The organism is Gammaproteobacteria bacterium, from assembly GCA_019748175.1.
Lineage (GTDB): Bacteria > Pseudomonadota > Gammaproteobacteria > JAIEPX01 > JAIEPX01 > JAIEPX01.
In genome coordinates this window covers 39,051-65,576 of the sequence record JAIEPX010000010.1, presented here as the reverse complement: position 1 = coordinate 65,576, position 26,526 = coordinate 39,051, and the positions used below count along the sequence as shown (strand labels likewise).

Below are 26,526 nucleotides of genomic sequence, written 5' to 3'. Positions count from 1 at the left end.
AAGCTGTAAAGGTTCTATGATTCTAATTTTTTTACAAAATGTTTCTTGTGTTAAAGAGGATTTTTTTCCTATTCATCAATCAGCAATTTCCACTTTTCACGAGGACCAGTGTATGTCATTTTCTCTGTAGCTAATCCTCTTAATATTGTATAGAGATCAAGATAAAATGTGTTTTGATCTATTAAAAAATATCCTTGGCAGAAAGCTTACTTGGCTTTTAAGGCTACCAATCGAATATAAATATTACTCATTCAAACTAAAACCCACTACCTCGCATGAATCCTGACTAACCTTATCTGTTACCATTACCATTAAATTTTTCAAATGGTCCTGCTCAAGAAGAAACTCCACCTGAACTTGATTAAGCGCCAATAATAGCTCACAGTGAGAATTACGCAGCGCGAGTATTTGCTCTCGATATTCTAAAGCTTGACATTCTGGCAACTTAGCTAAGATCGAGGGTCGAATTAGCGGATAAATATCAATGACATGATATCTTAAACTCGTTCTATCATTTTTTGAAGGTTGTTTCTGCAGGTTCATTAAATCATAAGCTAGATTTTCACACCTAGATAATTGCCTGACCAATTCCACACTAATAGGACCACAAGAAACTAACCTACCTTCTGGATCATGCTGGAAAGGCATTTCTGGTTCATTGATATATATATCTTCTATAAGCCCAGCACTTTGCATAACAGATAATTTATTATAAATATCATGATGAGCACTTTTTCCTACGGGGTTAATAAGAACAAGTGTTTTCCCAATCACGATAGTAACTATATAATGGTTTTGGCCAACACCTGGCTCAACACTTAACATGATTCCAGGCTTCGACTTCTCAGATGTATATTCCATTAATGCTTCTAAATGAGCCTCATAAGGCAATGGAACATTTTTTATATCTAATGAATGGGCGAAATAAAGAATATAGGGAGCGGACGATGCCTGGCCTGCTATCATATAATCTGCGCCGATCAAAACTGGCATTAATGCCTGATGATACCAAGTTTCAAAATCACGCTGATTTTGACCTATTTCATGCGCAAGAAACCAAATAACAGCGCTATTATAAGAATTTGCAGTATCACTCTGAATTTTTCTTGGAGGAGTTTCTACATATAACATCGGATCTGACTGGAGTTGTAGATTAAAATGTTGAGCAGGATCTTCACCTTGATATAGACTTAACAAAAATGAATCTACATTCTCCATCAGAAATTGAATCTCCGGAAACTTCGAGACATTTATATCTTTTTCTCTGTAATCCATAATAATGCTGAGGATAGCATCTAATTGCTGCCTTAAGTTACTAGCTCCATTAAACTTTTCCACAGAGCAATCAAATACCCCGCCCTGATTAGGCCTATGATGCAACCAATATATCAATTCTAACCATGGCCCTGACCTCGATACTCGAAATATTGACAGCTCGTCGTTTATTTTTGAACCCTTCGGGGAGAATGATTCATTACCGCGATCAGCATTTCCAAAAAAGACGAAAGAGTTCCTTCTTATTACATTCTGCTTCCGCATATTATCTTTCTGAGTAATTTGGATAACGTCTGAATCCTGGGATTCGTGCAAGAATTTTCTGAGAGACGTACCCACTGATCGCCCAGAACTATTGATTTTTTGCCTCAACCCTGAAGCCATCTGAAGATATCGTAGAATTAATAGTGCAATTTCCTCTTGATCAGCCTGTCGGGCAAGTCTAACCGGAGTGAAACCCATCTTATCTGATGCATTTGCACAACAGCCACTTAGCAATAATAACTCAACAACTTGATTGTGCCCTTGAAAAGCCGCCCAATGCAGTGCAGAACGCCCTAATTTATCTACTGCATCTATATTAGCTGAATCAGTGAGTAATTTTTTTACTAGATAGATATCACCTCTGAATCCCGACATTATTAAGACACGATCACCAGAGGACATGCCTTCTTCAAATTGAAGCGGTAATGTTTCCATACGCAAAGCATCTTTTATAGCACGGACCAGCTGAACATGGTTCTCAGGATTAAAAATTGAAGAATGATCAGAATTGATAGAAATGACATTAATCTGTGGTATCGCTTCTCTATAACCGTTAAAAACATCGCCATGAATGAGATCCATAACATGATGAGCTTCTGGTTTGAAATAACCATAAATTAGCTGAGTACATTTAATCAAAGTTACCCTCGCATTAACTTTGGCAGGATAATATGGTGGCTTTAGCAAATATTGAAAACGTTGTGAGTTTAATTGTTCACTAACCATTAAAGTGTTAAATAATGTGCTCTCGTTGTCGCCACCAATTTCACTAGAAGAATTGAAATACTGATCTACATCTATGTGTCTATACCTCTGATCTTGCCACTCCTTACTCACATACTCACTATCGATACAAATCACATCGAGCACATTATCACCCTGTTTTTCGAGCAAATACGCAACAACTAGCGCTATCTGTCCACCTAAAGAATAGCCACCAATACGATACGGTCCTCTAGGCTTTATAGATTTAATATACCCTACGTAGATCTGAGCAAGATCAAAGGGTGTGTTATAAGACCATTCCTCTCGACCAAATTCGGGATTAGTCAGACCATAAATCTCAATATTTTTGAAATTATCACGTATTGTCAAATAGACCAGAGGTGTACCTGAAGCCGGGGGCATTAAGAACAAAGGAACCTCATTTTCACGAGTCACCTCTGTAATAGGAACAATCTTACTTGGAGATAATGATTGAGCTGTCATACCACTCAATACATTTTGAAAAATAATCTCCTTAAAACGGGTCGGGAGAGGTAAAAACGGAAAGTGAGATTTCATTACTGAATTACCCAGCGAATGGGTAACCAGATCTGCTAATGTAGTTTGATAGTGCTGGACAAATAATCTCATATCTTGAGAATTAATTTTGTTTGTATCATACCTAACAGTTAAGATCAATTCACCATTCTCCACACCACCATTTATATTAATCAGCCTTTGCCCTGGAATTCCGTCAATATTTTCAGGAGCTCTTTCTTTTGCAGACCTCCAGCCAATCCCAAATGAATCATCAATCTGCCCCAAATAATTAAATGTAATTTGTGCGGTATCTAACTGCTCTAAATTTTTAACTCGCGGATCATTACTCATATAGCGTAAAATACCGTAGCCAATCCCTTTCCAAGGTATTAATCGCAACTGTGTTTTTACTGTCTGTACAACCAAACCATAATCATTAATTGAAATGGTGTCATTTGAAAGCTTCAGATGAACTGGAAATAAACTAGTAAACCAACCAACGGTTCTACTCACATCTAACTCAGTAACTTCGCCTTGACGACCATGGCCTTCGAGCAATACCAAAACATCTTTTTTCTTCTTCCAATGATGAACAGTGATCAATAGGGTAGACAATAGAAGATCATTGATCTGAGCATCATGAGTTACCATAGCCGGTCCAAGCAATTGTCTAGTTAACTCTTGAGAAAGTCGAATGGTATCTGAGCCAGAAGCATTATACTCTGAAGACTCTACGTGTACTAGCTGTTCCGCCCCAGCTCCTACCCCAAGCCAATGCTGCCACTGAGATTGTAAAACCGCCTCTTGTAACGTCGCTCGTAAGGCATTTGCCCAAGCCTGATAGCTCACACCATATCCCGGCAAAACGCTGGGTTTATTCTGAGAAAGTTGACCATAAATCGTTTTTAAGTCATCCAACAATATTCCCCAGGAAACGGCATCAATGGCTAAATGGTGAATTACCCAGTAAACTCTCTGAGTACCATCACTAAACCCGGTAAATACAGCCACCTGCATGAGTGGCCCATGATGTATATTTAGTTCGGACTGCATTTCTCGACAAACCACATTAATTATTTCTTGCTGTGATTCATTGTATTCAGAGACTCTAATGACACGCAGACTTGGCATAATCGCATTCTCATCATTTGAATAGGACTGCTGCCATTCACCAGAGGGAGTATAATTAAAACGTAACCGCAAAGAGTCATGACACTCCATTAAAACTTTTAAAGAATCCCGGAATGTCTTTTCATCCAACGCACACTCACTAGAGACATGAAATAGTAATGACTGATTAAAATTATTTCTCGATATTTTTTCTACATCAAAAAACCATCTCTGTATCGGTGTTAATATAACTACGCCGTCTACTAGCTTTTTCTCAACAGGACGGAAATCAATTGCTTTTGATACGCTCGCTATATACGAGACAGTAGGTTGCTGGAAAAATTGTGATAAATTGATTTTCAAGCCCTGTTTATATGCTCGCGCCACTACCTGTATTGCTTTGAGTGAGTCTCCTCCTAGATGAAAAAAGCTATCATGGATCCCAAATTGAGAAACTGGTAATAAACATCGCCAAATTTCCTTAAGTATCTCTTCCTCTCTACTCAAAATTTCATTGTCAAACCTCTTAGGCTTTAAGTGACTCTTAGGCTGAGGTAATGCCTGGCGATCTAACTTACCATTAGCCATCAGTGGTAGCTTATCAATAACTTCGATAAAAGTCGGCACCATATACTCTGGTAATTTTAAACGAAGGTATTGTATTAAGTCACAAGATAAATTTTCTATATAGTCTTTTTCTGTAAAGCCACTGGCCTCATCGAAAGCGTTGGTGGGAATTACGTAACCCACCAAGCATTTGTTGCCTAGACTAATTTCTTTCTGAACAACAATCGCTTTCACCACCAAACCCGAGCGTTCTAGTTCACTTTCTATGTCACTACACTCTATACGGTACCCTCTAATCTTAAGCTGCTGATCAATTCTTCCCAAATACTGAATATCCCCATTAAAAAGATATCTTCCCAAATCACCAGTACGGTAAAGTCTGTTATCAGTTCCTCGAAGATTCTCCTCTGGCGTAGCAAATGGATTGGAAATAAATTTCTCCGCCGTTAATAGAGGAGCATTAATATAACCTCTAGCCACTCCCGCCCCTCCTATGCATATTTCACCAGTAACACCGATAGGTAGTGGTTCAAAATTCGAAAATGCTCCAGACAGAAAATTTAAAATGTATACTCGCGCATGAGGAATCGGGCGACCAATATTAGGATGAGTCGATTTACTCATTTCTGCATAAGTACTCCAGACAGTGCACTCGGTTGGCCCGTATTCATTAATTAATTTTGCATTGAGTAGATTGTGATGTGCTTCCACTAGGCTTGGAACACATACCTCACCTGCCACAATAATAATACGGAGGGAATGAAGCATATTGGATTGCTCAAGGAGAATAGCATAATATGACGGCAGACAAAGTAGATGCGTGACTTTCTTAGCATAAATAAGTTTTGACAACACAACGGTATCATCAACAGCACTTTTTGGAACTATAATCAATTCCCCACCTGATAGTAATGTCCAATAAATTCCAGCAACAGAACTGTCAAATGCAAAAGAAGAAACGAGCAAGAAGCGCTCGAGTTTCTGCTCATAAACCGTAAAACGTGCAAGCGTTGAGTTAACTAATTGCTTATGTTCAACCATAACGCCTTTTGGTATCCCAGTGGATCCTGAAGTGTACAGAACATATGCTAAATCAGCAGACTTCACATCAAAATTTGGATTGTCTTTTTTATTCTTAGCAATTTTTTTCTCCCAATCTGAATCCAAACATACACACTGACCATTAAATTGTATTATTTTATCGCGGTTTTGATCTAGGGTTAGAATGATTTCCATCTGAGCACCATCCACAATAGACTGCAAACGATCACGTGGATATGTAGGATCTAAGGGCACATATGCACCACCGGCCTTCAATACACCGAGTAAGGCGACGATAAGCTCTAAGCTACGGTCTATAAATATCCCCACCAGGTTTTCTGATTTCACTCCCAAATCACGTAAATAAAGAGCCAGTTGATTGGCCCGTTCATTTAATTCCAAATACGTTAATTGAGTTTCTTCGAACACCACCGCAACATTGTCTGGCGTCCTTACAACTTGTTCTTCAAAAATTTGACAGATGGTCTTATCATCAGGATAGTCACTTCGCGTGTTATTCCAATCAACCAATAATTGCTTCTGCTCAGCTTCGGTTAGAAGTGGTAACGTAATTATATTTTGTTTAGGATTCGATACAATACCTTGCAATAAGACACCAAAATTTCCAGCAAAACGTTCTATCGTTTCGCATTTAAATAAATCCGTTGCATACTCGAACTCAATTCTTAAACCAATATCAACAACCTCTGCCACTGCCACTGTCAAATCGAACTTTGAAATGGGATACTGAGTTGACAACGGTACGACATCGACACCTTTAAGTGCCAATTCTGAATCTTCATTATTCTGCAAAACAAACATCACTTGAAACAGTGGGTGTTGATTTATTTGCCGCGATAAAGCCAATGTATTAACTAATTGTTCAAAAGGTAGATCCTGGTTGTTATACGCCTCCAAAGTAGATTGTCGTATTTGCAACAACAATTCCTCAAAACATAATTCCTGAGTCAAATCCACTCTCAACGGCAATGTGTTTACGAAAAAACCTATGAGCGATTCGGTCTCTTCATGAAGACGATTTGCGACTGGAAAACCTACGACAATTGTTTCCTGCTGGCTGTAACGATACAATAGTACGTTTAATACACCAACCAGGACCATAAACAAACTTGAATCATGCTTTTCGCTAAGTAATTTTAAACCCTCACGCATCTTTGAATCAATTATCATACTGTAACGTGCACCTTTATAACTAAGAGTCGATGGTCTTACATAGTCATATGGAAGATCGATACTCTGTGGCACACCCTCTAAGCGGGAGTGCCAATAGCTTAGTTGTCTTTCTAGCACTTCTCCTTGCAAGTTCTCACGTTGCCACAAAGCAAAATCAGCAAATTGAATTTTTAACTTTGGCAGAGAAAGGGGTTCTTGATATGCGTGATACTGATAAAAAGCATTCAGTTCTCGCATGAGTATTCCGGCTGACCAACCATCAGATACCACATGATGTAGCGTCACCAAAAGAACATGCTCCTCTTGTTCAAAGACTAGCAATTTAACACGAAGCAAAGGCGCAATTTTTAAGTCAAAAGGCAGCAATGCTTCTGCTTCTCTCAATGTAGACAATTCGTCTTCGCGAAAAGTCTCTCCAGAAAAATCAATTTTTACGACTCTAAATGAAAATTCACTCAGAGACATAACAATCTGCTCTGCTTGCCCAGAGGCATCTATAAGAAGACGTGTTCGCAAGACTTCGTGTCGCTCTAATAGGCTTAAAAAGGCCTGCTCTAGTGCTAATTCATTTAGCTTACCCATCAACCTAAAGCTCATAGGGATATTATAAACAGATTTATTTTCATATAGCTGATCCAAAAACCATAAGCGTTGCTGTGCAAAAGATAATGGCAAATGAGAGGGACGTATATAAGGTACAAGTGGAGCAAAAATCTGCCCACCTGATTTTTGAAAACAATTACGCACTACAGAAGCAATTTCACCAATATCCTTGCACTCAAACACCTCTTTGATGCCAATTTCAGCAACAAAATGGCTGCGCAGTCGGGACACCAACTGGGTAATCAATAACGAATGTCCTCCTAATTGAAAAAAGCTATCTGTAATACTGACTTTATTAATACGGAGCAACTCCCCAATAATTTGCGAAACTTGTTGTTCAATCCAATCTCGTGGGGCACTATAAGGCTTCTCCTCTCGCTGATAAAAATCCGGCTTAGGAAGCGCTGCTCGATCAACCTTACCATTGATTGTTAAGGGTATCCTTTCGAGTTCTATGAAAACACTCGGAACCATAAAACTTGCTAATTTTTTTTCAATTTCACTAATAATTCTTTCACGGATATTAGCCTCCCCCATTGTGGGAACAACATAAGCAACTAATCGAACGTCACCGGGCATATCTTCTCGGGCTAAAACTACCACTTGGTCGACGTAGCTCAACTGGCCGATCACTTGCTCAACTTCACCGCACTCTACTCTATAGCCACGTATTTTAACTTGATGATCAATACGTCCGACATAGACAATATTACCATCTGGCAAGCTGTACCCTAAATCACCAGTCTTATAAATTTTCTCCTCTTTACGGAAAGGGTGTGGTAAAAATTTTGCTTCAGTGAGATCTTTTCGATTTAAATAGCCCAACGCCAACTGATTACCACCTAAATAAATTTCACCAACAACCCCAATTGGCAATAATCGCAATTGATCATCCAAAACATACATTTGTTGGTTTTTGAAGGCTTTTCCTACTGGTAAACTTGGGGTTTTCGGCACTAAATCAACAACTTCGTATATCGTATCAGCTACTGAAGTTTCAGTTGCACCATATTCATTGATAAACCGAATAGTTTTATTTTCAGCTCGCCAAAATGCAACATCATCGTGATATAAAGCCTCGCCACCAACAACAACTGTCAAGCCTGGATAGGTCCCTAACACTTCCTTTGGCAATAAATCACGCAGCAAACGTAAATGAGCCGGCGTAATCTTTAACAAGCTAAAATCAGAACGTTTTGTAAGCGCTTCAGCTAACTCTACAACTCCTGCAGACTCTGGCAACATAAAGACAGTCTTTCCGACCAAGACTGGCCCAAATAAACTTGTGACTGTCAAATCAAACCCCAATGAAGAGTGAACCAGAGCTCCACAGCCATTAGCAATTCCAAACTCTTCCAGCGCAAACTGCATATAGTGGGATAAACCCTCGTGACAAATCATAACCCCTTTGGGGTTTCCAGTAGAACCTGAAGTATAAATAACATACGCTAAATCATTCGGATCTGACTGGATGTCTAAATTCCCTACTTCAGCTGCGGCAATCTCGGGGTCTTTATCAATATTGACGACCTGGCCACCAATTTCAGCGAAAGCATGATATCTGGACGCCATGCGCTCTAGAGTTAATAACAGTTTAGATTTAGTATCTTTCAAAATATAATTAATTCGTTCTTGAGGGTAACCAGGGTCAATCGGAACATAAGCAGCGCCTGTTTTTAATACACCTAATAATCCAATCAATAGCTCCAGAGAACGCTCAACACAAATTCCAACAAGCAACCCTCGACACACGCCCTGATTTCTCAAATAATTCGCCAATTGGTTAGCACGTTTATTAAGCTGAGAGTAGGTTAATTCAACAGATTCATATATTAACGCGATTGCATGAGGTGTTTTTACAACTTGTTCTTCAAATAATTTATGAACAGTAACACCTACTCGATAATCCTCATCAGTAGCATTCCACACGAGTAAAATTTCATTACGTTCCTGCTCAGTTAAAATTGTGATATCACCTACTTTAGCAGACAATCGGGAAACAACAGAACTTAGAACGTGTTGAATATGATCAACCAATCTTTTGACGGATGAGTGAGAAATCAAATCATTATCATAGTTCACTTGCAAACTTAATGTGTCGCTCAAATATGAGAGCAAGGTAATTGGATAATTTGTTTTTGAATAGCCACGAGGACCAGTTATTGTAATATTTGAAGGAGTTTCAAGATCATATCCTGGGTAGTTCTCATGAACAAACAAGCTAGAGAATAATATATTTTCACGTGCAACTCCAGCTATCGCTTGTATTTCAGCCAATGAAAGGTAACTGTTGAGATTAATATCGTTGAACTGCTCCTGAAGAGATTTCAAAAATGACTCAATATCTTGTGATTTATTTAACTGCACCCTAACTGGCAAGGTGTTGATCAGCAAACCAGTCATACTATCTATGCCAGATAATGACACAGAGCGACCAGAAACTGTTGTTCCAAATACCACATCAGAACTACGCGTGTAGCAGGATAACACAACTGCCCATGAAAAATGCATCAATGTACTGATAGTAATCCCAAGTTGTTTTGCAAACTCAACTATTTTTTGACTCATTTGTTGGTCAAAGTTTAATTTAAGCTCACCAAATTTAGTTATAGATTTGAATAGATCGATTGGCTGCTCATGAATACCTAGAGTATCAGCACACTGATAATCCATAAATTGTTTACGCCAAAATGATTCTACCTCGGAACGATCTTGATTTTTAATCCAAGCAATGTAACTTTCATAGGGCTCAATAATGACAGACTGACTGGCAGACAATTCTTGAGTTTCCAGGAGTTTGAAATATCGAGAATGCAAAGATTTAATTATAATGGCCATTGACCAGCCGTCTAAAATAATATGATGACTTGTCACCAGCACTCTAGCGAAAGTATCTGAAAAGCGAATTACGTGTACTCGGAAAGAACAGCCCGGTTTACTAAATTCAAATCCTTTCTTCTTATCCTCTTCGAGATAAGAGGAAAACTCTTCATCACAGCGTTTAAAATCTTTTGACCTCCAATCAAGTTCAACCCAACCTAACTCTGCAGATTGAGACACTATCTGTAATGGCTCAGAGAAACCTTCCCAAACAAAAGAAGTGCGAAGAGCATCGAAATCAGAGACCACACTTAACCATGCAAGCTTATATTTTTCAATGTCAAACTCACCCTGATAATCAAAATCTAATTGTACATAATATTGATCAGAGTCAGGCATATGCAGGGCATGAAAGAATAAACCTTCTTGCAATGGACTTAAAGAATATATACGTTCGATAGAGTATTGCTGTTCTATCTTTTCTAATTGCTCTTGTTGTAACTTTGCTAGTGGAAAATCAGAACATGTGAACCCACCCACGCCAGGCTGCATACAATGTGCAATTAATTGTTGTAAACTTTCTTCATAGAGATGCGCAAATAATTGAATATCTTCATAACCAATGACAGAAGCGTCATAGTCTACTTGTAAAGACAGCCGATCATTAACTACCCAGCCACTAACCTCAATTAACTTCAGTCCTGGATGTCCCCCAGCATTTTCACCAATACTTTCCTTTGCTATCAACCAGTCGCCTACCACACTTTCATTTAATCGCCCGAAATAATTAAAGTTAATTTGCGCTCGATCCGACTGAGCCAAAACCATACTACGAGGGTCACCTGACAAATAGCGCAACATACCATAACCAAGACCTTTCATGGGTATTAATCGTAATTGCTCTTTTACAGACTTGATTATCAGAGCTAAATTTTGAGGGCTGAAAAGCTCGCTAGAATCTGTAGACAAAATAGACTGCGGTAAAGACAGGCAAACTGGGTATAAACTTGTAAACCAACCGACCGTACTGCTAAGATCCACACTTCCAAATAGCTCTTCCCTTCCATGCCCTTCCAAGCTCAAGAATACATCACGGCGTGACTTCCATTGACAAATACAAAGCAACAGTGCTGATAATAATAGGTCGTCTTTTTGAGTATGGTACGCTTGCATTGATTCCCCTAAGAACGCTCGCGTACTATCTGTCCCCAAATTAATTTCGACTGTTTGTAGATTAGCCTCAGGTTCACCCGCGACTTTGAATAGATCAGTGACTTTTTCACCAAGCCGCAACCAATAAGACCATTGCGATTGCACCATTTCAGAATGCACTGATTTTATTAATACTTCACCCCACTTTTGATAGGTATCACTCAATCTGAGAACCTCTGGGTTTCTTTTTTGACTCAAAGCCTGGTAAATTCGTTGAAATTCAGAAATGAGCATCCTCCATGAAACGGCGTCTACCACCAAGTGATGAATAGTCCAAAATAACCTCTGACTGCCATCTTTAAATCCAGTAAATAGAGCCAACTGCATGGTTGGCCCACTCTCAATATTTAATCCCATTTGTAAGCTGTTACAAATAGATATTAGAATCTCAGGGGACCATTGATCTGAAGAATTGATATCAATAACTTTGAAATCAATATTATAAACATTCGCATCGTCAGAATAAACTTGAGACCATTGACCATCTTTATTTCGATAGTAACGCAATCGCAGAACATCATGTTGCTCAATTAATTTTCTGAGAGTATTAATCGACAACTCAGGTTTTAATGTTATGTTATCCGATAGATGGAATAAAAATGATTGATTAAAGTGCTGAAAATCATTATTTGATTTTTCAAAAAACCAATGCTGTATAGGTAGCAATGGTGCAAACCCTTCTGTTTTTAACGAGCGTATATGCAATGTTGAATCATTTACTTGTGCGACTTGTGCCAAATATGAAATGGTAGGATTAATAAACAATTGCTTAACAGTAAAAATCAAGCCTTTTAATTTTGCACGGGCAACAAACTGTATTGCTATAATCGAATCACCGCCAGAACTAAAAAAATTATCGTTAATACCAATCTGTTTTACCTGAAGAAGATCACGTAAAATTTTATGTAAGGTCACCTCTTTCCAATTTCGAGGAATTGCTGATTCAACAAAGTTTCGATTTATTGTAAAATCCGGCTTAGGCAAAACTGCACGGTCTACTTTACCATTGATAGTCAAAGGCATCACATCCATCTCCACAAAAACAGTGGGGATCATATAACTTGGCAGCTGTTTTTCGATATTACTTCTTACTCTTTCGGTGACCGCTACCTGACCAGGAACCGGAACCACATAAGCAACTAATCGCTTACTACCGTGCTGATCATCACAGGCTAAAACTAGTACTTGATTGACGTAATCTAATTGTGCAATCACTTGTTCTACCTCACCACACTCCACTCTATATCCACGAATCTTTACCTGTTGATCAATTCGACCAACATACACAACATTTCCATCTGGTAAAAGATAACCAAGATCTCCCGTCTTATAAATCTTCTCACCTAAACGGAATGGGTTCGGCAAAAACTTCGCTTCTGTTAAATCATGTCGATTTAAATATCCCAATGCTAACTGGTTACCACCTAAATAAATCTCGCCTATAACTCCAATAGGCAATAAATCTAAATTATCATCCAAAACATACATCTGCTGGTTTTTAAAGGCTTTTCCTACAGGAATACTCGCTGTGCTGGGAATCACGTCCGTGATTTCATATGTTGTATCTGCTACTGAAGTCTCAGTTGCACCATAAAGATTGATAAAGCGTATTGATTTGTTTTCTGCTCGCCAAAATGCGACATCCTCTTGGCATAAGGCCTCACCCCCAACAACCACCGTTAAAACAGTATGCTTAGTTAACACTTCTTTTGGTAATAATTCTCGCAATAGACGCAAATGTGCGGGGGTTATTTTCAATAAACTGTAATCGAATCGCTGTGCAAGTGCCTCCACTAAACCCGCAAATCCTGCCTGCTCCGACACCATGAAAACGGTTTTCCCCACCAATAGTGGTCCATACAAGCTAGTAACTGTAATATCAAAACCAAAAGAAGAATGCATCAAAGAACCGCAGCCACTATCGATGCGAAACTCCCCCAAGGAAAACTGCAAATAATGCGATAAGCCCTCGTGAGAGATCATTACTCCTTTGGGTTTTCCAGTTGACCCAGAAGTATAAATAACATAAGCCAAATCATTTGCTTCTGATGCGAGGTCTAAATTATCAGAAATAGAAAAATTAATCTCCGGTGTGGAATCAAGACTAACTACTTTCCCACCTCGTTCAACAAAACTTCGATATCTGGAGCTCAAACTTTTTTGAGTTAATAAAAACTTGGCTTGGGTATCCTGCAAAATAAAATCAATCCGATCATCTGGGTAGTCAGGATCAATTGGAACATAGCCTGCACCCGATTTTAATATGCCAAGCAGACCAATCAACATTTCCAAACTGCGCTCAATGGATATAGCCACAAGCTGTCCTCGACCTACACCTTGGCCAGACAGGTAATGCGCGACTTGATTTGCACGCTTATTGAGTTGATCATAGGTTAATTCAGTGGACTCAAAAGCTAATGCTATTGCATTCGGCGTATTCTCAACTTGCTCTTCAAATAATTTTTGTACCGTAACGTTTTTTCGATAAATACCATCCGTACCATTCCATTCGAATAGAATTTTCTTACGCTCTGAGTCTGTTAAAAGTGGTAATGCATACACATTTTTTTCCGGCTGAGCGATAACACTTCTAAGTAACACAGTAAAATGAGTTAACATCCTCTGCGCAGTTGTATGATCATACAAATCTACAGCGTAATTTAAATCAATTACTACGCGCCCATCGTCAGGCTCCTGAACATCCCAAGTCAAATCAAATTTTGCCGGATCAGAAGCCATACCTGTGTTCTTAGAAACCCTAAGCCCTTCTAAATCTAGGTCACCCATATCACGGTTCTGCATAACAAGCATCACCTGAAATAGAGGTGTTCGATTTAATTCTCGCTCGATTTTTAGATAATCCACCAATTGCTCAAATGGAACATCCTGATGGGCATAAGCCCCTAATGTCAGGTCTCGTACACGCTGAAGCAAATCAACAAAACGATCGTTTTTTTGAATTTGTGCTCTTAATGCCAGAGTATTAACAAAAAAACCAATGATCCCTTCAAGTTCTACTGACCGCCGATTAGCTACAGGAGTACCAACAACAATGTCTTGCGCCCCTGTATATCGATGCAGCAATACAACCAGAACAGAAAGGAAAACCATGAACAGACTACAGCGCTCTTTTTCTGCGAATGCTCTTAATCCAGCGACCACATCTTGTTCGAGCTCATACGAAACAGACCGCCCAATATAACTCAACTCTTGAGGTCTTAATCTATCGGTTGGTAAATTTAAATTTTGGGGCGCGTTGGCCAAACTTTCTTGCCAATAAGATAATTGAACGCGCAAGTACTCATCTTGTAGCCATTGCCGCTGCCATATTGCATAGTCAGCATATTGAAATTTTTGTGAACTAAATCCCAAGAGGCTATCTTGATTTTTCACATGCCAACGATAAAACTTCTGCAGATCTGCCCACAACACACCAAGTGACCAACCATCACTGATAATATGATGCATATTAAACAATAATACATGATGATCAGAAGAAAGTTGCAGCAACAAGACTTTCCATAAAGGCCCTGAACTCAAATCAAACACATGTTGCTGATCCATTAACATGTATGATTGGAGCGCTTTTTCCTGCTCACTTGTGCTTAACGCCATTAAGTCTATAGTTCGCAAATTTATTTCTGCCATATCATCAATTTGCTGATAAGCAACACCAAGCTCTGATGGAAAGTGTGTACGTAAAATCTCATGACTATTCAACAAATTATTTAAAGCATTCTCTAAACATCTCGTCAACAATTTTCCTCGTAAATTCATAGCCAAAGGAATATTATAAGCTGATTTATTTTCAAGCAGCTGATCTAAAAACCACAAACGCTGCTGAGCAAATGACAATTCTAAACGCTCAGGACGTACCTGCTTCACCAACGGCGGCAACAATGTTTTCCCTGCTTGCTCTAAATTTGTTCGTACTAGTCGAGCAATTTCATCGATACTACTTCTCTCAAAGATTTCCTTTATACTTATCTCCACCTCAAATACTACTCGCAATCTCGACACTAGCTGAGTAACCAATAATGAGTGCCCACCCAGTTTAAAAAAATCATCTGACATCTTGACAATATTAGTTGACAATAATTCGCCTATTATCTTAGCAACTTGATGACCTACCCAATCTTGCGGAGCTTGACTCACCTCCTGATCACACTCGTAATTTCCAGGTTTTGGCAATGCACTTCGATCAACCTTTCCATTAGCACTCAATGGAATTGACTCCAGCACAACATAAGCACTCGGAATCATATAATTTGGCAATTCCTTCCTTAGATGTTCTCGTATGCTTTCGATTAAACTCTGCTCGTTGCCTTGACTATTTACAACTAAATAGGCTACTAATCGTTTGTCACCCACCCGATCTTCACGGGCTATTACAATCACTTTATTAATTACACTAATTTTCGCGATAGCACCTTCCACTTCACCACATTCGATTCTAAATCCTCGAATTTTTACCTGATTATCTACTCGACCTAAAAAGACTATATTTCCATCAGACATATAACGTGCTTTATCGCCCGTTTTATAAAGTCTTTCTTGTAACTTTTGGCTAACAATAAAATTCGCTTTTGTTTTTTCAGGATCATTCCAATAGCCTTTCGCTAAACCATCTCCTGCAATATAGAGATCCCCCATCACACCAACAGGAACCGGTGCTAAATATTGGTCCAATATATAATATCGTTGGTTACTCAATGGACGACCATAAGGGATGCTCACCCATCGAGGATCTACATCTTGGATAGCAAAGAAATTCGACCATATTGAAGCTTCCGTAGCACCTCCCATACCAATTAACTGAACAGGCCCTGGCATTAAACGCCTCACATCAACCGGTAGGGTTAAAGGAATATAATCTCCACTAAGCATAATGACTTTCAGAGATTTTAATTCACTCTTTTCATACTCCGCTTTCTTTGGCTCATCAAGATATTCCAACAGTATTTGCAAAAAGGCCGGAACAGAATCCCAGACTGTAATATTATATTTTGCAATTAATTCAACCCAATAACTTGGATCTCTTGCTCTATCAGACCTCAACAATACACACGTCGCACCAATCGCTAGCATTCCAAAAATATCATACACCGAAAGATCAAATGTCATTTCTGATAATGCAATTACACTATCATTGGCTCCAAACAGAAACCGTTTATTAATATCTACGATTGTATTAACAGCACCTTGATGCGCTATAACAACACCTTTAGGCTTACCCGTTGTTCCTGAAGTAAAAATAACGTACGCCGTTTCTTCAGAATTAATATCAACATGAGGAGGGTCACAATAAGAATTAAATCCGAGAAATTCCTTATCTAACATAATCAAAGCAACATCCAGCCCGTAGCTTTCTAACGTGCTCTGCGTTAGCATCACCTTGATACCTGCATCTTGTAAAATCGACCCTACTCTCTCTCTAGGGTAAGTCGGAGATATTGGGACATAGGCTGCACCTGATTTTAATATCCCCAACAACCCAATAACCATCTCTAATGAACGCTCCACACATATTCCTACCAAATGCCCCACACCAATACCTTGACCTATTAAATAATGCGCCAGCTGATTTGATTTGTTATGTAATTCTTGGTACGTTAATTCTTTCCCATCGTAAACAACAGCAACATGGTTTGGTGTTTTTAATACTTGCCTCTCAAATAAACCATGCAGTGTTTGCTCTTTTGGATAAACCGATGCTGTATCATTCCAAGAAACCAGGATCTGCTTCCGCTCAGACTCAGTCAGCATAGGCAAGTCACTTATCCGTGCTTGTGGATTAGCAAGAACCCCTTCTAACAACACTATAAAATGATTGAGCGTTCTTTCAATGGTGGCTTTTTCATATAAGTCTTTCGCATAAGTAATCTCGAGAGACAATCCTCCTGATTTTTTTTCTTCGAAGCAAAAAGTTAAATCAAATTTTGCTGAATCCGTCACCAAACCGTCGAGCCGAAAAACATCCAAAGCCTCCAATTCGAATTCACTATCTGTTTCATACTGAAGAAGTAACATAACTTGAAATAAGGGTGAGCGATTAAGCTGTCGCTCTAACTTTAAATGATCAACAATTCGTTCAAATGGAACATCCTGATGAGCATACGCTTCCAAAGTAACTTCTTTTACTCTATTTAATAAATCAATGAAACGATTACCACTTTTGACCTCCGCCCTAAGAGCCAAAGTATTGGCAAAAAAACCAATCATACGCTCGGTCTCTCGGAAATGACGATTTGCTATTGGAGCACCTACTACAATATCGTCACTACCTGTTTGCCGATGCAGCAACACATTTAATACTGACAAGAGCAACATAAATGTACTGCAACGCTCTACTTCCGCGAGTAATTTAATTTTAGCTCCTATAGAATCACTCAACACACAAGCCACTCGACAACCAACGTAGCTTAATTGATTTGGTCGCGGCATATCTGTGGGCAACGTTAACTCACTCGGCACATCACGCAATTGCTTTTCCCAATACATTAATTCTTTTTCTAAGCGCTCACCTTGTAACCAATCACGCTGCCACAAAGCGTAATCAACATATTGCAAAGACGAGGAAGGCAAGCACAATTCTTCTGCGTAACCATTAAGATGATGGGAGTAAAGAGATGACAACTCTTTGAAAAATAACCCCACAGACCAACCATCACAGATACTATGATGGACATTAAAGAGCAATGTACAATCTTCTTCAGAAAAATACAGCAGTTGTGCGAACCACAGGGGACCACTACTAAGGTTAAATATATGATTCTGATTTAACTCCATCTGACCTTTAATACAAATAAGCCTTTCCTCAGCATTAGAACCACTTAAATCAAGGAAATGAAATCCTAGCGTGTGTTTTTCATCAATCACTTGATAAGGTTTGCCCAAATTAGACGGAAAATACGTTCGTAATATTTCGTGACGCGCGATAACATCATGAAAGGCATTTTTCAAAGCGTCTAAAGATATTCTTCCTCGGATACGAAAACCCATGTCAATATTATAAATCGATTTATTTTCAAGTAGCTGATCTAAAAACCACAGACGCTGCTGAGCAAATGACAATTCTAAACGCTCAGGACGTACCTGCTTCACCAACGGCGGCAACAATGTTTTCCCTGCTTGCTCTAAATTTGTTCGTACTAGTCGAGCAATTTCATCGATACTACTTCTCTCAAAGATTTCCTTTATACTTATCTCCACCTCAAATACTACTCGCAATCTCGACACTAGCTGAGTAACCAATAATGAGTGCCCACCCAGTTTAAAAAAATCATCTGACATCTTGACAATATTAGTTGACAATAATTCGCCTATTATCTTAGCAACTTGATGACCTACCCAATCTTGCGGAGCTTGACTCACCTCCTGATCACACTCGTAATTTCCAGGTTTTGGCAATGCACTTCGATCAACCTTTCCATTAGCACTCAATGGAATTGACTCCAGCACAACATAAGCACTCGGAATCATATAATTTGGCAATTCCTTCCTTAGATGTTCTCGTATGCTTTCGATTAAACTCTGCTCGTTGCCTTGACTATTTACAACTAAATAGGCTACTAATCGTTTGTCACCCACCCGATCTTCACGGGCTATTACAATCACTTTATTAATTACACTAATTTTCGCGATAGCACCTTCCACTTCACCACATTCGATTCTAAATCCTCGAATTTTTACCTGATTATCTACTCGACCTAAAAAGACTATATTTCCATCAGACATATAACGTGCTTTATCGCCCGTTTTATAAAGTCTTTCTTGTAACTTTTGGCTAACAATAAAATTCGCTTTTGTTTTTTCAGGATCATTCCAATAGCCTTTCGCTAAACCATCTCCTGCAATATAGAGATCCCCCATCACACCAACAGGAACCGGTGCTAAATATTGGTCCAATATATAATATCGTTGGTTACTCAATGGACGACCATAAGGGATGCTCACCCATCGAGGATCTACATCTTGGATAGCAAAGAAATTCGACCATATTGAAGCTTCCGTAGCACCTCCCATACCAATTAACTGAACAGGCCCTGGCATTAAACGCCTCACATCAACCGGTAGGGTTAAAGGAATATAATCTCCACTAAGCATAATGACTTTCAGAGATTTTAATTCACTCTTTTCATACTCCGCTTTCTTTGGCTCATCAAGATATTCCAACAGTATTTGCAAAAAGGCCGGAACAGAATCCCAGACTGTAATATTATATTTTGCAATTAATTCAACCCAATAACTTGGATCTCTTGCTCTATCAGACCTCAACAATACACACGTCGCACCAATCGCTAGCATTCCAAAAATATCATACACCGAAAGATCAAATGTCATTTCTGATAATGCAATTACACTATCATTGGCTCCAAACAGAAACCGTTTATTAATATCTACGATTGTATTAACAGCACCTTGATGCGCTATAACAACACCTTTAGGCTTACCCGTTGTTCCTGAAGTAAAAATAACGTACGCCGTTTCTTCAGAATTAATATCAACATGAGGAGGGTCACAATAAGAATTAAATCCGAGAAATTCCTTATCTAACATAATCAAAGCAACATCCAGCCCGTAGCTTTCTAACGTGCTCTGCGTTAGCATCACCTTGATACCTGCATCTTGTAAAATCGACCCTACTCTCTCTCTAGGGTAAGTCGGAGATATTGGGACATAGGCTGCACCTGATTTTAATATCCCCAACAACCCAATAACCATCTCTAATGAACGCTCCACACATATTCCTACCAAATGCCCCACACCAATACCTTGACCTATTAAATAATGCGCCAGCTGATTTGATTTGTTATGTAATTCTTGGTACGTTAATTCTTTCCCATCGTAAACAACAGCAACATGGTTTGGTGTTTTTAATACTTGCCTCTCAAATAAACCATGCAGTGTTTGCTCTTTTGGATAAACCGATGCTGTATCATTCCAAGAAACCAGGATCTGCTTCCGCTCAGACTCAGTCAGCATAGGCAAGTCACTTATCCGTGCTTGTGGATTAGCAAGAACCCCTTCTAACAACACTATAAAATGATTGAGCGTTCTTTCAATGGTGGCTTTTTCATATAAGTCTTTCGCATAAGTAATCTCGAGAGACAATCCTCCTGATTTTTTTTCTTCGAAGCAAAAAGTTAAATCAAATTTTGCTGAATCTGAAATCAGTCCGTCAACTCGAGAGGCGCTTAAACCTTCGAACTCAAGACCAACGTCATCTTCAACCTCTAGTAGTAACATAACTTGAAATAATGGTGTGCGATTAGTCATTCGTTGAATTTTTAGATGATCTACAACTTGCTCGAATGGCACATTCTGATTTGCGTAAGCACTTAACGTCAATTCACGCACCCTATTTAGCAGACTCAAAAATGTATCATCACATTTTATCTCAGACCGCAATGCCAAAGTATTCACAAAAAAACCAATTAAACCTTCGGTCTCTTTAAAATTCCTGTTAGCAATTGGGCTGCCCACAACAAGATCTTCAGCCCCGGTATATCTGTGCAACAACACATTCAGTAATGACAACAATACCATAAACAGAGTGCAATGCTTCTGCCCAGCCAATGATTTCAAATGTGTAAGTACTGCTTCGCTCAACTCACAACTAACCTGCCCTCCTTCATAAGTCAACACAGGAGGACGTGGCCGATCTGTTGGTAAGTCCAAGTAAGATGGAGCACCAGACAGTTGAGATACCCAATACGAAAGCTCACTGGTCAAACTCTCACCCTTGAGCCAATCTCGCTGCCATAGGGTGTAATCAATGTACTGTACTGGCAACGGCTCAAGCTCTATTCCTATTTCTTTTTCCGATTGATGGTATGAATAGAACTCTGCTAACTCTGACCAAAAAACTCTCAGCGACCATCCATCACAAATGACATGATGCATAATTAGTAAAACTATATGCTGATCTTCAGCTAACTTAACCAATTGCATACGCCACAGGGGGGCGGTGTTCAAATCAAAAGGCTCACGAAGAGCATTGCTCAACGTACGATGCACTGCATCATTTTGTGAATCAACTGAGACACTGCTTAGATCCACCACAGACAACTTAATCGCGCTCTCTTCACTTATCTTTTGTGTGGGCCTACCAAGAAGAGAAGGAAAATATATTCTCAAAACCTCATGACGTTGCATTAAGTCATACAACGCACGCTTTAATGAATTTACTGAGAGCAGTCCATGAAACTTCTTTATATAAGGCACATTATACACTGACTTATTTTCATACAACTGGTTTAAAAACCACAAACGTTGCTGAGCAAAGGACAAAGGTATATTTTCTGGACGAATCTGTTTTACCAGTTTAGGGGGTGCGAATTGATTTATTGCTTGCATATCGTTACGAACAACTGTCGCAATGTCTGATATGTCAGTACAATCAAGCACCTTTCTAATACTAATCTCCACTGAAAAAACAAGGCGCAAACGTGACACCAGCTGTGTAATTGATAACGAATCCCCTCCCAGCGAGAAAAAACTATCCGTCATACTGATAGAATTCAAGTCAAGCAATTCGCTACAGACCTGCGCTACTTGCTCCTCCACCCAATCTTGCGGACTCCGAAGTGCCGTGGCGTTTTGGATATATGTTTCAGGCCTGAATAATGCGGCACGATCTATTTTGCCATTTATTGTTAGTGGCATCTTTTCCAGGACTACCACGGTGGGCACCATATATTCCTGTAAATGCATAACACACAGCGCAAGAAGCTTTTCCTTCAGAAGGTCTACTTGCTCACGATGTGTAAAAACATCCTTTGGAACCACATAAGCCACCAACCGCTGTTGACCGGGAATATCTTCGCGAAGCAGTACAACAGAGTCCTTTATTTCTTCACACTGTCGTAACACAATCTCAATTTCGACGAGTTCTACTCTATAACCTCGAAGCTTTACCTGATAATCAGATCGACCTAAATATTCTATCGTACCATCTGCCAAATATCTGGCTCTATCGCCCATCCTATATAAAGTCTTATACGAATCGTAATCAGGATAAAATGGATTTTGAATAAACCGATCTGATGTGATCGATGGATCTAAATAACCATCTGCTATTCCGGCTCCACTTACACATAGCTCACCAACGACACCGATCGGACATAAATCAAAATTTTCCTCAAGAATATAGCTGCGTGTGTTACTAATAGCTCTACCAATTGGAACGGTCGAAGAAAGTCTATCCCATTGATCAGCTTCATAGCATGTCACATCAATCACTTCTGATGAACCATACATATTCAGAAGTTTCGCATTTGAAAAAACTTCATTAAATGCAATAACAAGATTGGAAGATAAAGCCTCTCCAGAAATGAAAAAGTACTTTAGGTTTGGCAATTTCCTTGTCCCAATCACTTCTAGAATCATTTTTAATAATGATGGCACGAGAAAGATTTGGGTAACAGAATTAGCATCCAAAAAGTTTACCAACTCTTGAGGGTTTTTGAGTTTGTCAATTGATGCCATAGCCATTTTCGAACCACTTAGCAAACAACTCACTATCTCAGTAATCGAGTCAATAAAATTAATTGTTGTCTTCTGACAAAAAATCTCATCTTCTTGCATGTGATAATGTTCTTGTACCCATAAAAATCGGTTAACCATTCCTCGATGATGCCCCTTTACGCCTTTTGGTTTCCCTGTTGATCCGGAAGTGTAAATCACATAAGCCAAGCTATCTGGCTCAACAATGGATTCTAAATTTGTTGCCAGGAATTGATGAGAACTTTTATTCATCTTATCTAAAATGAGAATATTCCTATTATGAGAATACCCCTCAAATCGTTGAGCCAAATGTGATTGAGTAAGTAGAATTTTAGCCCCTGAATCCTCCAACATATACCGCAACCGTTCTGGAGGACATATAGGATCTAAAGGCACGTATACTGCCCCTGCTTTGAGTATCCCAAAAATTCCGATAATTAGATCAAAACTTGTTTCAGCACTCAATGCAACCATCGTCCCGACTTGAACTTCCAAACTTCTCAAGCGATGAGCAAGCTCATTAGCTCTAGCATTCAACTCATGATAAGTAAGTTGAGCTTCACCTAAGACCAGGGCAATCTTACTAGGCGCTTTAACCACTTGCTCTTCAAATAACTGATGAATTGTTTTATTTAGGGTATAATTTTTTTGTGACCGCCCCCAATTCTTAAGTAGTTTTTCACGCTCATGGGCAGCTACTACCGGTAAAGTTGCAATGCTTTGCTCTGGATTTTTGATGACAGCTTGGAGTAAAACACAGAAATTCCCCAACAACCTTTCAATAGTATCGCGATCATACAAATTGCTAGCATAGCTAATATCAATTTTTAATCGTCCATCATCTAACTCGGTAACACGCCAAATAAAATCATTTTTGGCCTGTTCAGCTACAAAACTGGTTATTTTATTAACTTGCAAATCTCCTAAATTCGCCCGAGCTTTTTCCTGGACATCCATAACTAATACTGTGTGAAATAATGGCGAGAGATCCGCTCTAGATTGGGTCTTTAGATGATCGATCACTTGTTCGAATGGGACTTCTTGATGGCAATAAGCCTCAAGAATTGTGCTACGTACATGTTGAAGTGCCACATTAAACTGGTCACTCGACTTGAGCACGGTTCGTAATGCCAAACAGTTAGAAAATGGGCCTATCAGTCGTCGCAGCTCTTCAATTGGTCGATTGGGAAGGCGAATCCCTAATACGACATCTTCCACACTTGTGTATCGATGAATCAAGACCTTTAACACACCCACTAGTGCCATAAATAAAGTACAATCGTGTACCGTTGCCAACGCATTTAAAGCCAAGGTATCTTCAGTGTTAATCTCACAAGAAATGTGCTCAAATTCATAATTTAAAACATCTGTTCGAGGCCTGTCTGTCTTTACAAAAGACTGAGACGGGATGTTCGCGAGCTTGTCAAACCAGTATGCTAACTCAGCTTCTAAACGCTCACCCTGCAACCAACCTCGTTGCCACAAGGCGTAATCAGCATACTGAATGGGTAATCTCGTTAAATTCAATTGCGCAGCATTTACGCTTAAATGATGAAAATACTGCTCAAATAAGTCAGAGAAAAACAGTTCAAGAGATAACTCATCGCTTATAGCAGCATCCAAAATTAAAACAAGCACATGATCTTCGATACCAAAATTTAAAAGTTGCATTTTCCATAAAGGCCCCTTACTCAAATCAAAAACAAATCGTTGATTTAGTCCAATTTGCTTTCGAATGCAGGATTCTCTGTCCTCGAGAGCAATTTCGTGAAAATCAATCTTTTCAAAAGTAACTTGGGGTTTTTTACAAATTCGTTGATAAGGATTTCCCTTGTGCAATTTAAAATGTGTGCGTAAAATCTGATGGCGTATCGACAAGTCAGTTAGTGCATTTTTTAAGCAATCTACAGACAACACCCCCTTTAACTGGACCACATTCACATTTGAGCACCTTAAACGCTGTTGCAGTCGTCCCGAACTCCAAACCTGCCTCTGCATGAATGATAATGGTATATGGGTTGGTCGAATTTGTAATACTATAGGTGAAGCTTGAATTTCTGAATCTGCTTTTTTGAACGTAAAGTCTTCAATAACCTGGGATTCATTTTTTGTGAAGAGTTTCATGACTTAAAATCCTTGCTGGTAGTAAATTTAATTCCATTAAAATTCGCAATATCCACAATGTTAACTACTTTTGATTTCAGAAACAATTTAATTTTGCTTGCCTGACACTCAGAGTCAAAAGCTCATTGACACCACTATTATTCTATACTGACTTAATAACTATGATTCTTTATACCTTAGACATTTTCTTAACTTAATTAGGCAGAACTAATAAGAGAAGACAAAATAGGTAAAGCCGAGAGCTCTATGTATCAATATATTAACCCGCAATTAATGTTATCCATATCGACTCAAAAAGCGTAGCTACTCTCAAATAAAATATCTTTAATCTTAAGCACAAAAATAGATCTTTTACCAATTTAGCGCCTTCAATTAACTTGCAGTGAAAAACCAACTCGATTACTAGTGGCGGCCTAATACAATCATTTGACATCACAAAATAGATACAGTAGTATTTTCGCTGAACGTTGTTGCATTTTAATTTTTCCAAAAATTACTCGACATAACGAAGGTTGCCGCACGACTGTTTGCACAACCTCAGAACAGATTTTCATCAATACTCAAGGAGAGAGTATATGGCTCACCAGACAATTGACTATTTCTTAAAGCACGTATCACACGATAGCATTCATAATATACTTAGAATTCAATCTGAATTATTGTTCGCCCTTCATAGTTTTGCGTATGCTAACAAATTTACACAACTCTTGCCTCTCTTGCTGTCTCCCATAACCGACCCTTTGAATCATTCGGTGTATCCAGCTGATTTGACATACAAAAACCGCAAACTAAAACTCACTGCAAGCATGATTTTCCATAAACAGTTATCTTTTGTAAACGCAAACATCAAGAAACTCTACATTGTATCACCCAACATTCGCCTTGAACTTGACGAAATCAAGTCATCTAAACATCACATGATAGAGTTCTCGCAATTTGATGTCGAAATTCGTGATGCCAATCGCTTTGAAGTAATGACGCTTATCGAAGAATTACTCGTGCATGTTTTCAACCATATCGAAACCCATTGCGCTGAAGAGTTACATGATATGGGCTCAAAACTACCTAGGCTGAAAAGACCATTTAAAACAATTGACTCATCTGAAATCTCCAGTGACGACCTAGACACCGAGATTAATGCTCTATCCTATGAAAGTGACCAGCCATTTTTCTTATTGAATTTAAAAAGAGAATTCTATGACGCTGAAAGCTCAGATACACCTGGAACTTACAATAATTTTGATCTGATTTATCCACAAGGTTTTGGCGAGGCCTTATCAGGGGCCGAGCGAGAATACGAATATGCTCAAATTATTCGACGCATGGATCTACAAGGTGTTGACAAATCACACTTCGAAAACTACCTAGAAATTGCCAAACATGGAAAACTCTCTAAATCAGCAGGCTTTGGAATCGGTTTACAACGATTATTACGCTTTATTTGCGCCAAAGACACAATCAAGGAGGTCTGCTACTTTGATCGCAGTGTAGGCTCCGAATTTATATTCTAATGCCCAAACTTATGCTAAAAATAAAAAAAACCGCAAAGGAGCTTCTTAACAA

2 protein-coding genes are annotated in these 26,526 nt (G+C 38.9%); one reads left to right on the top strand and one right to left on the bottom strand.

Annotated elements, in window-relative coordinates:
• Nucleotides 1–243: 243 nt before the first annotated feature.
• A complete protein-coding gene (locus K2X50_05620) occupies nt 244–24,963 on the bottom strand; it encodes a non-ribosomal peptide synthase/polyketide synthase (GenBank protein MBX9586719.1) in 24,720 nt (8,239 codons plus the stop codon).
• A 575-nt stretch (nt 24,964–25,538) separates the two neighbouring features.
• Between K2X50_05620 and K2X50_05615 the strand changes: the two genes are divergently transcribed.
• Nucleotides 25,539–26,474, top strand: a complete 936-nt coding sequence (locus K2X50_05615) for an asparagine synthetase A (GenBank protein ID MBX9586718.1) — start codon at nt 25,539–25,541, stop codon at nt 26,472–26,474.
• The last annotated feature ends 52 nt before the right edge of the window (nt 26,475–26,526 follow it).

Excerpts from the sequence above, each read along its gene's own strand:
- K2X50_05620 (MBX9586719.1), bottom strand. The coding sequence starts at position 24,963 with ATGAAACTCTTCACAAAAAATGAATCCCAGGTTATTGAAGACTTTACG.
- K2X50_05615 (MBX9586718.1), top strand. The coding sequence starts at position 25,539 with ATGGCTCACCAGACAATTGACTATTTCTTAAAGCACGTATCACACGAT.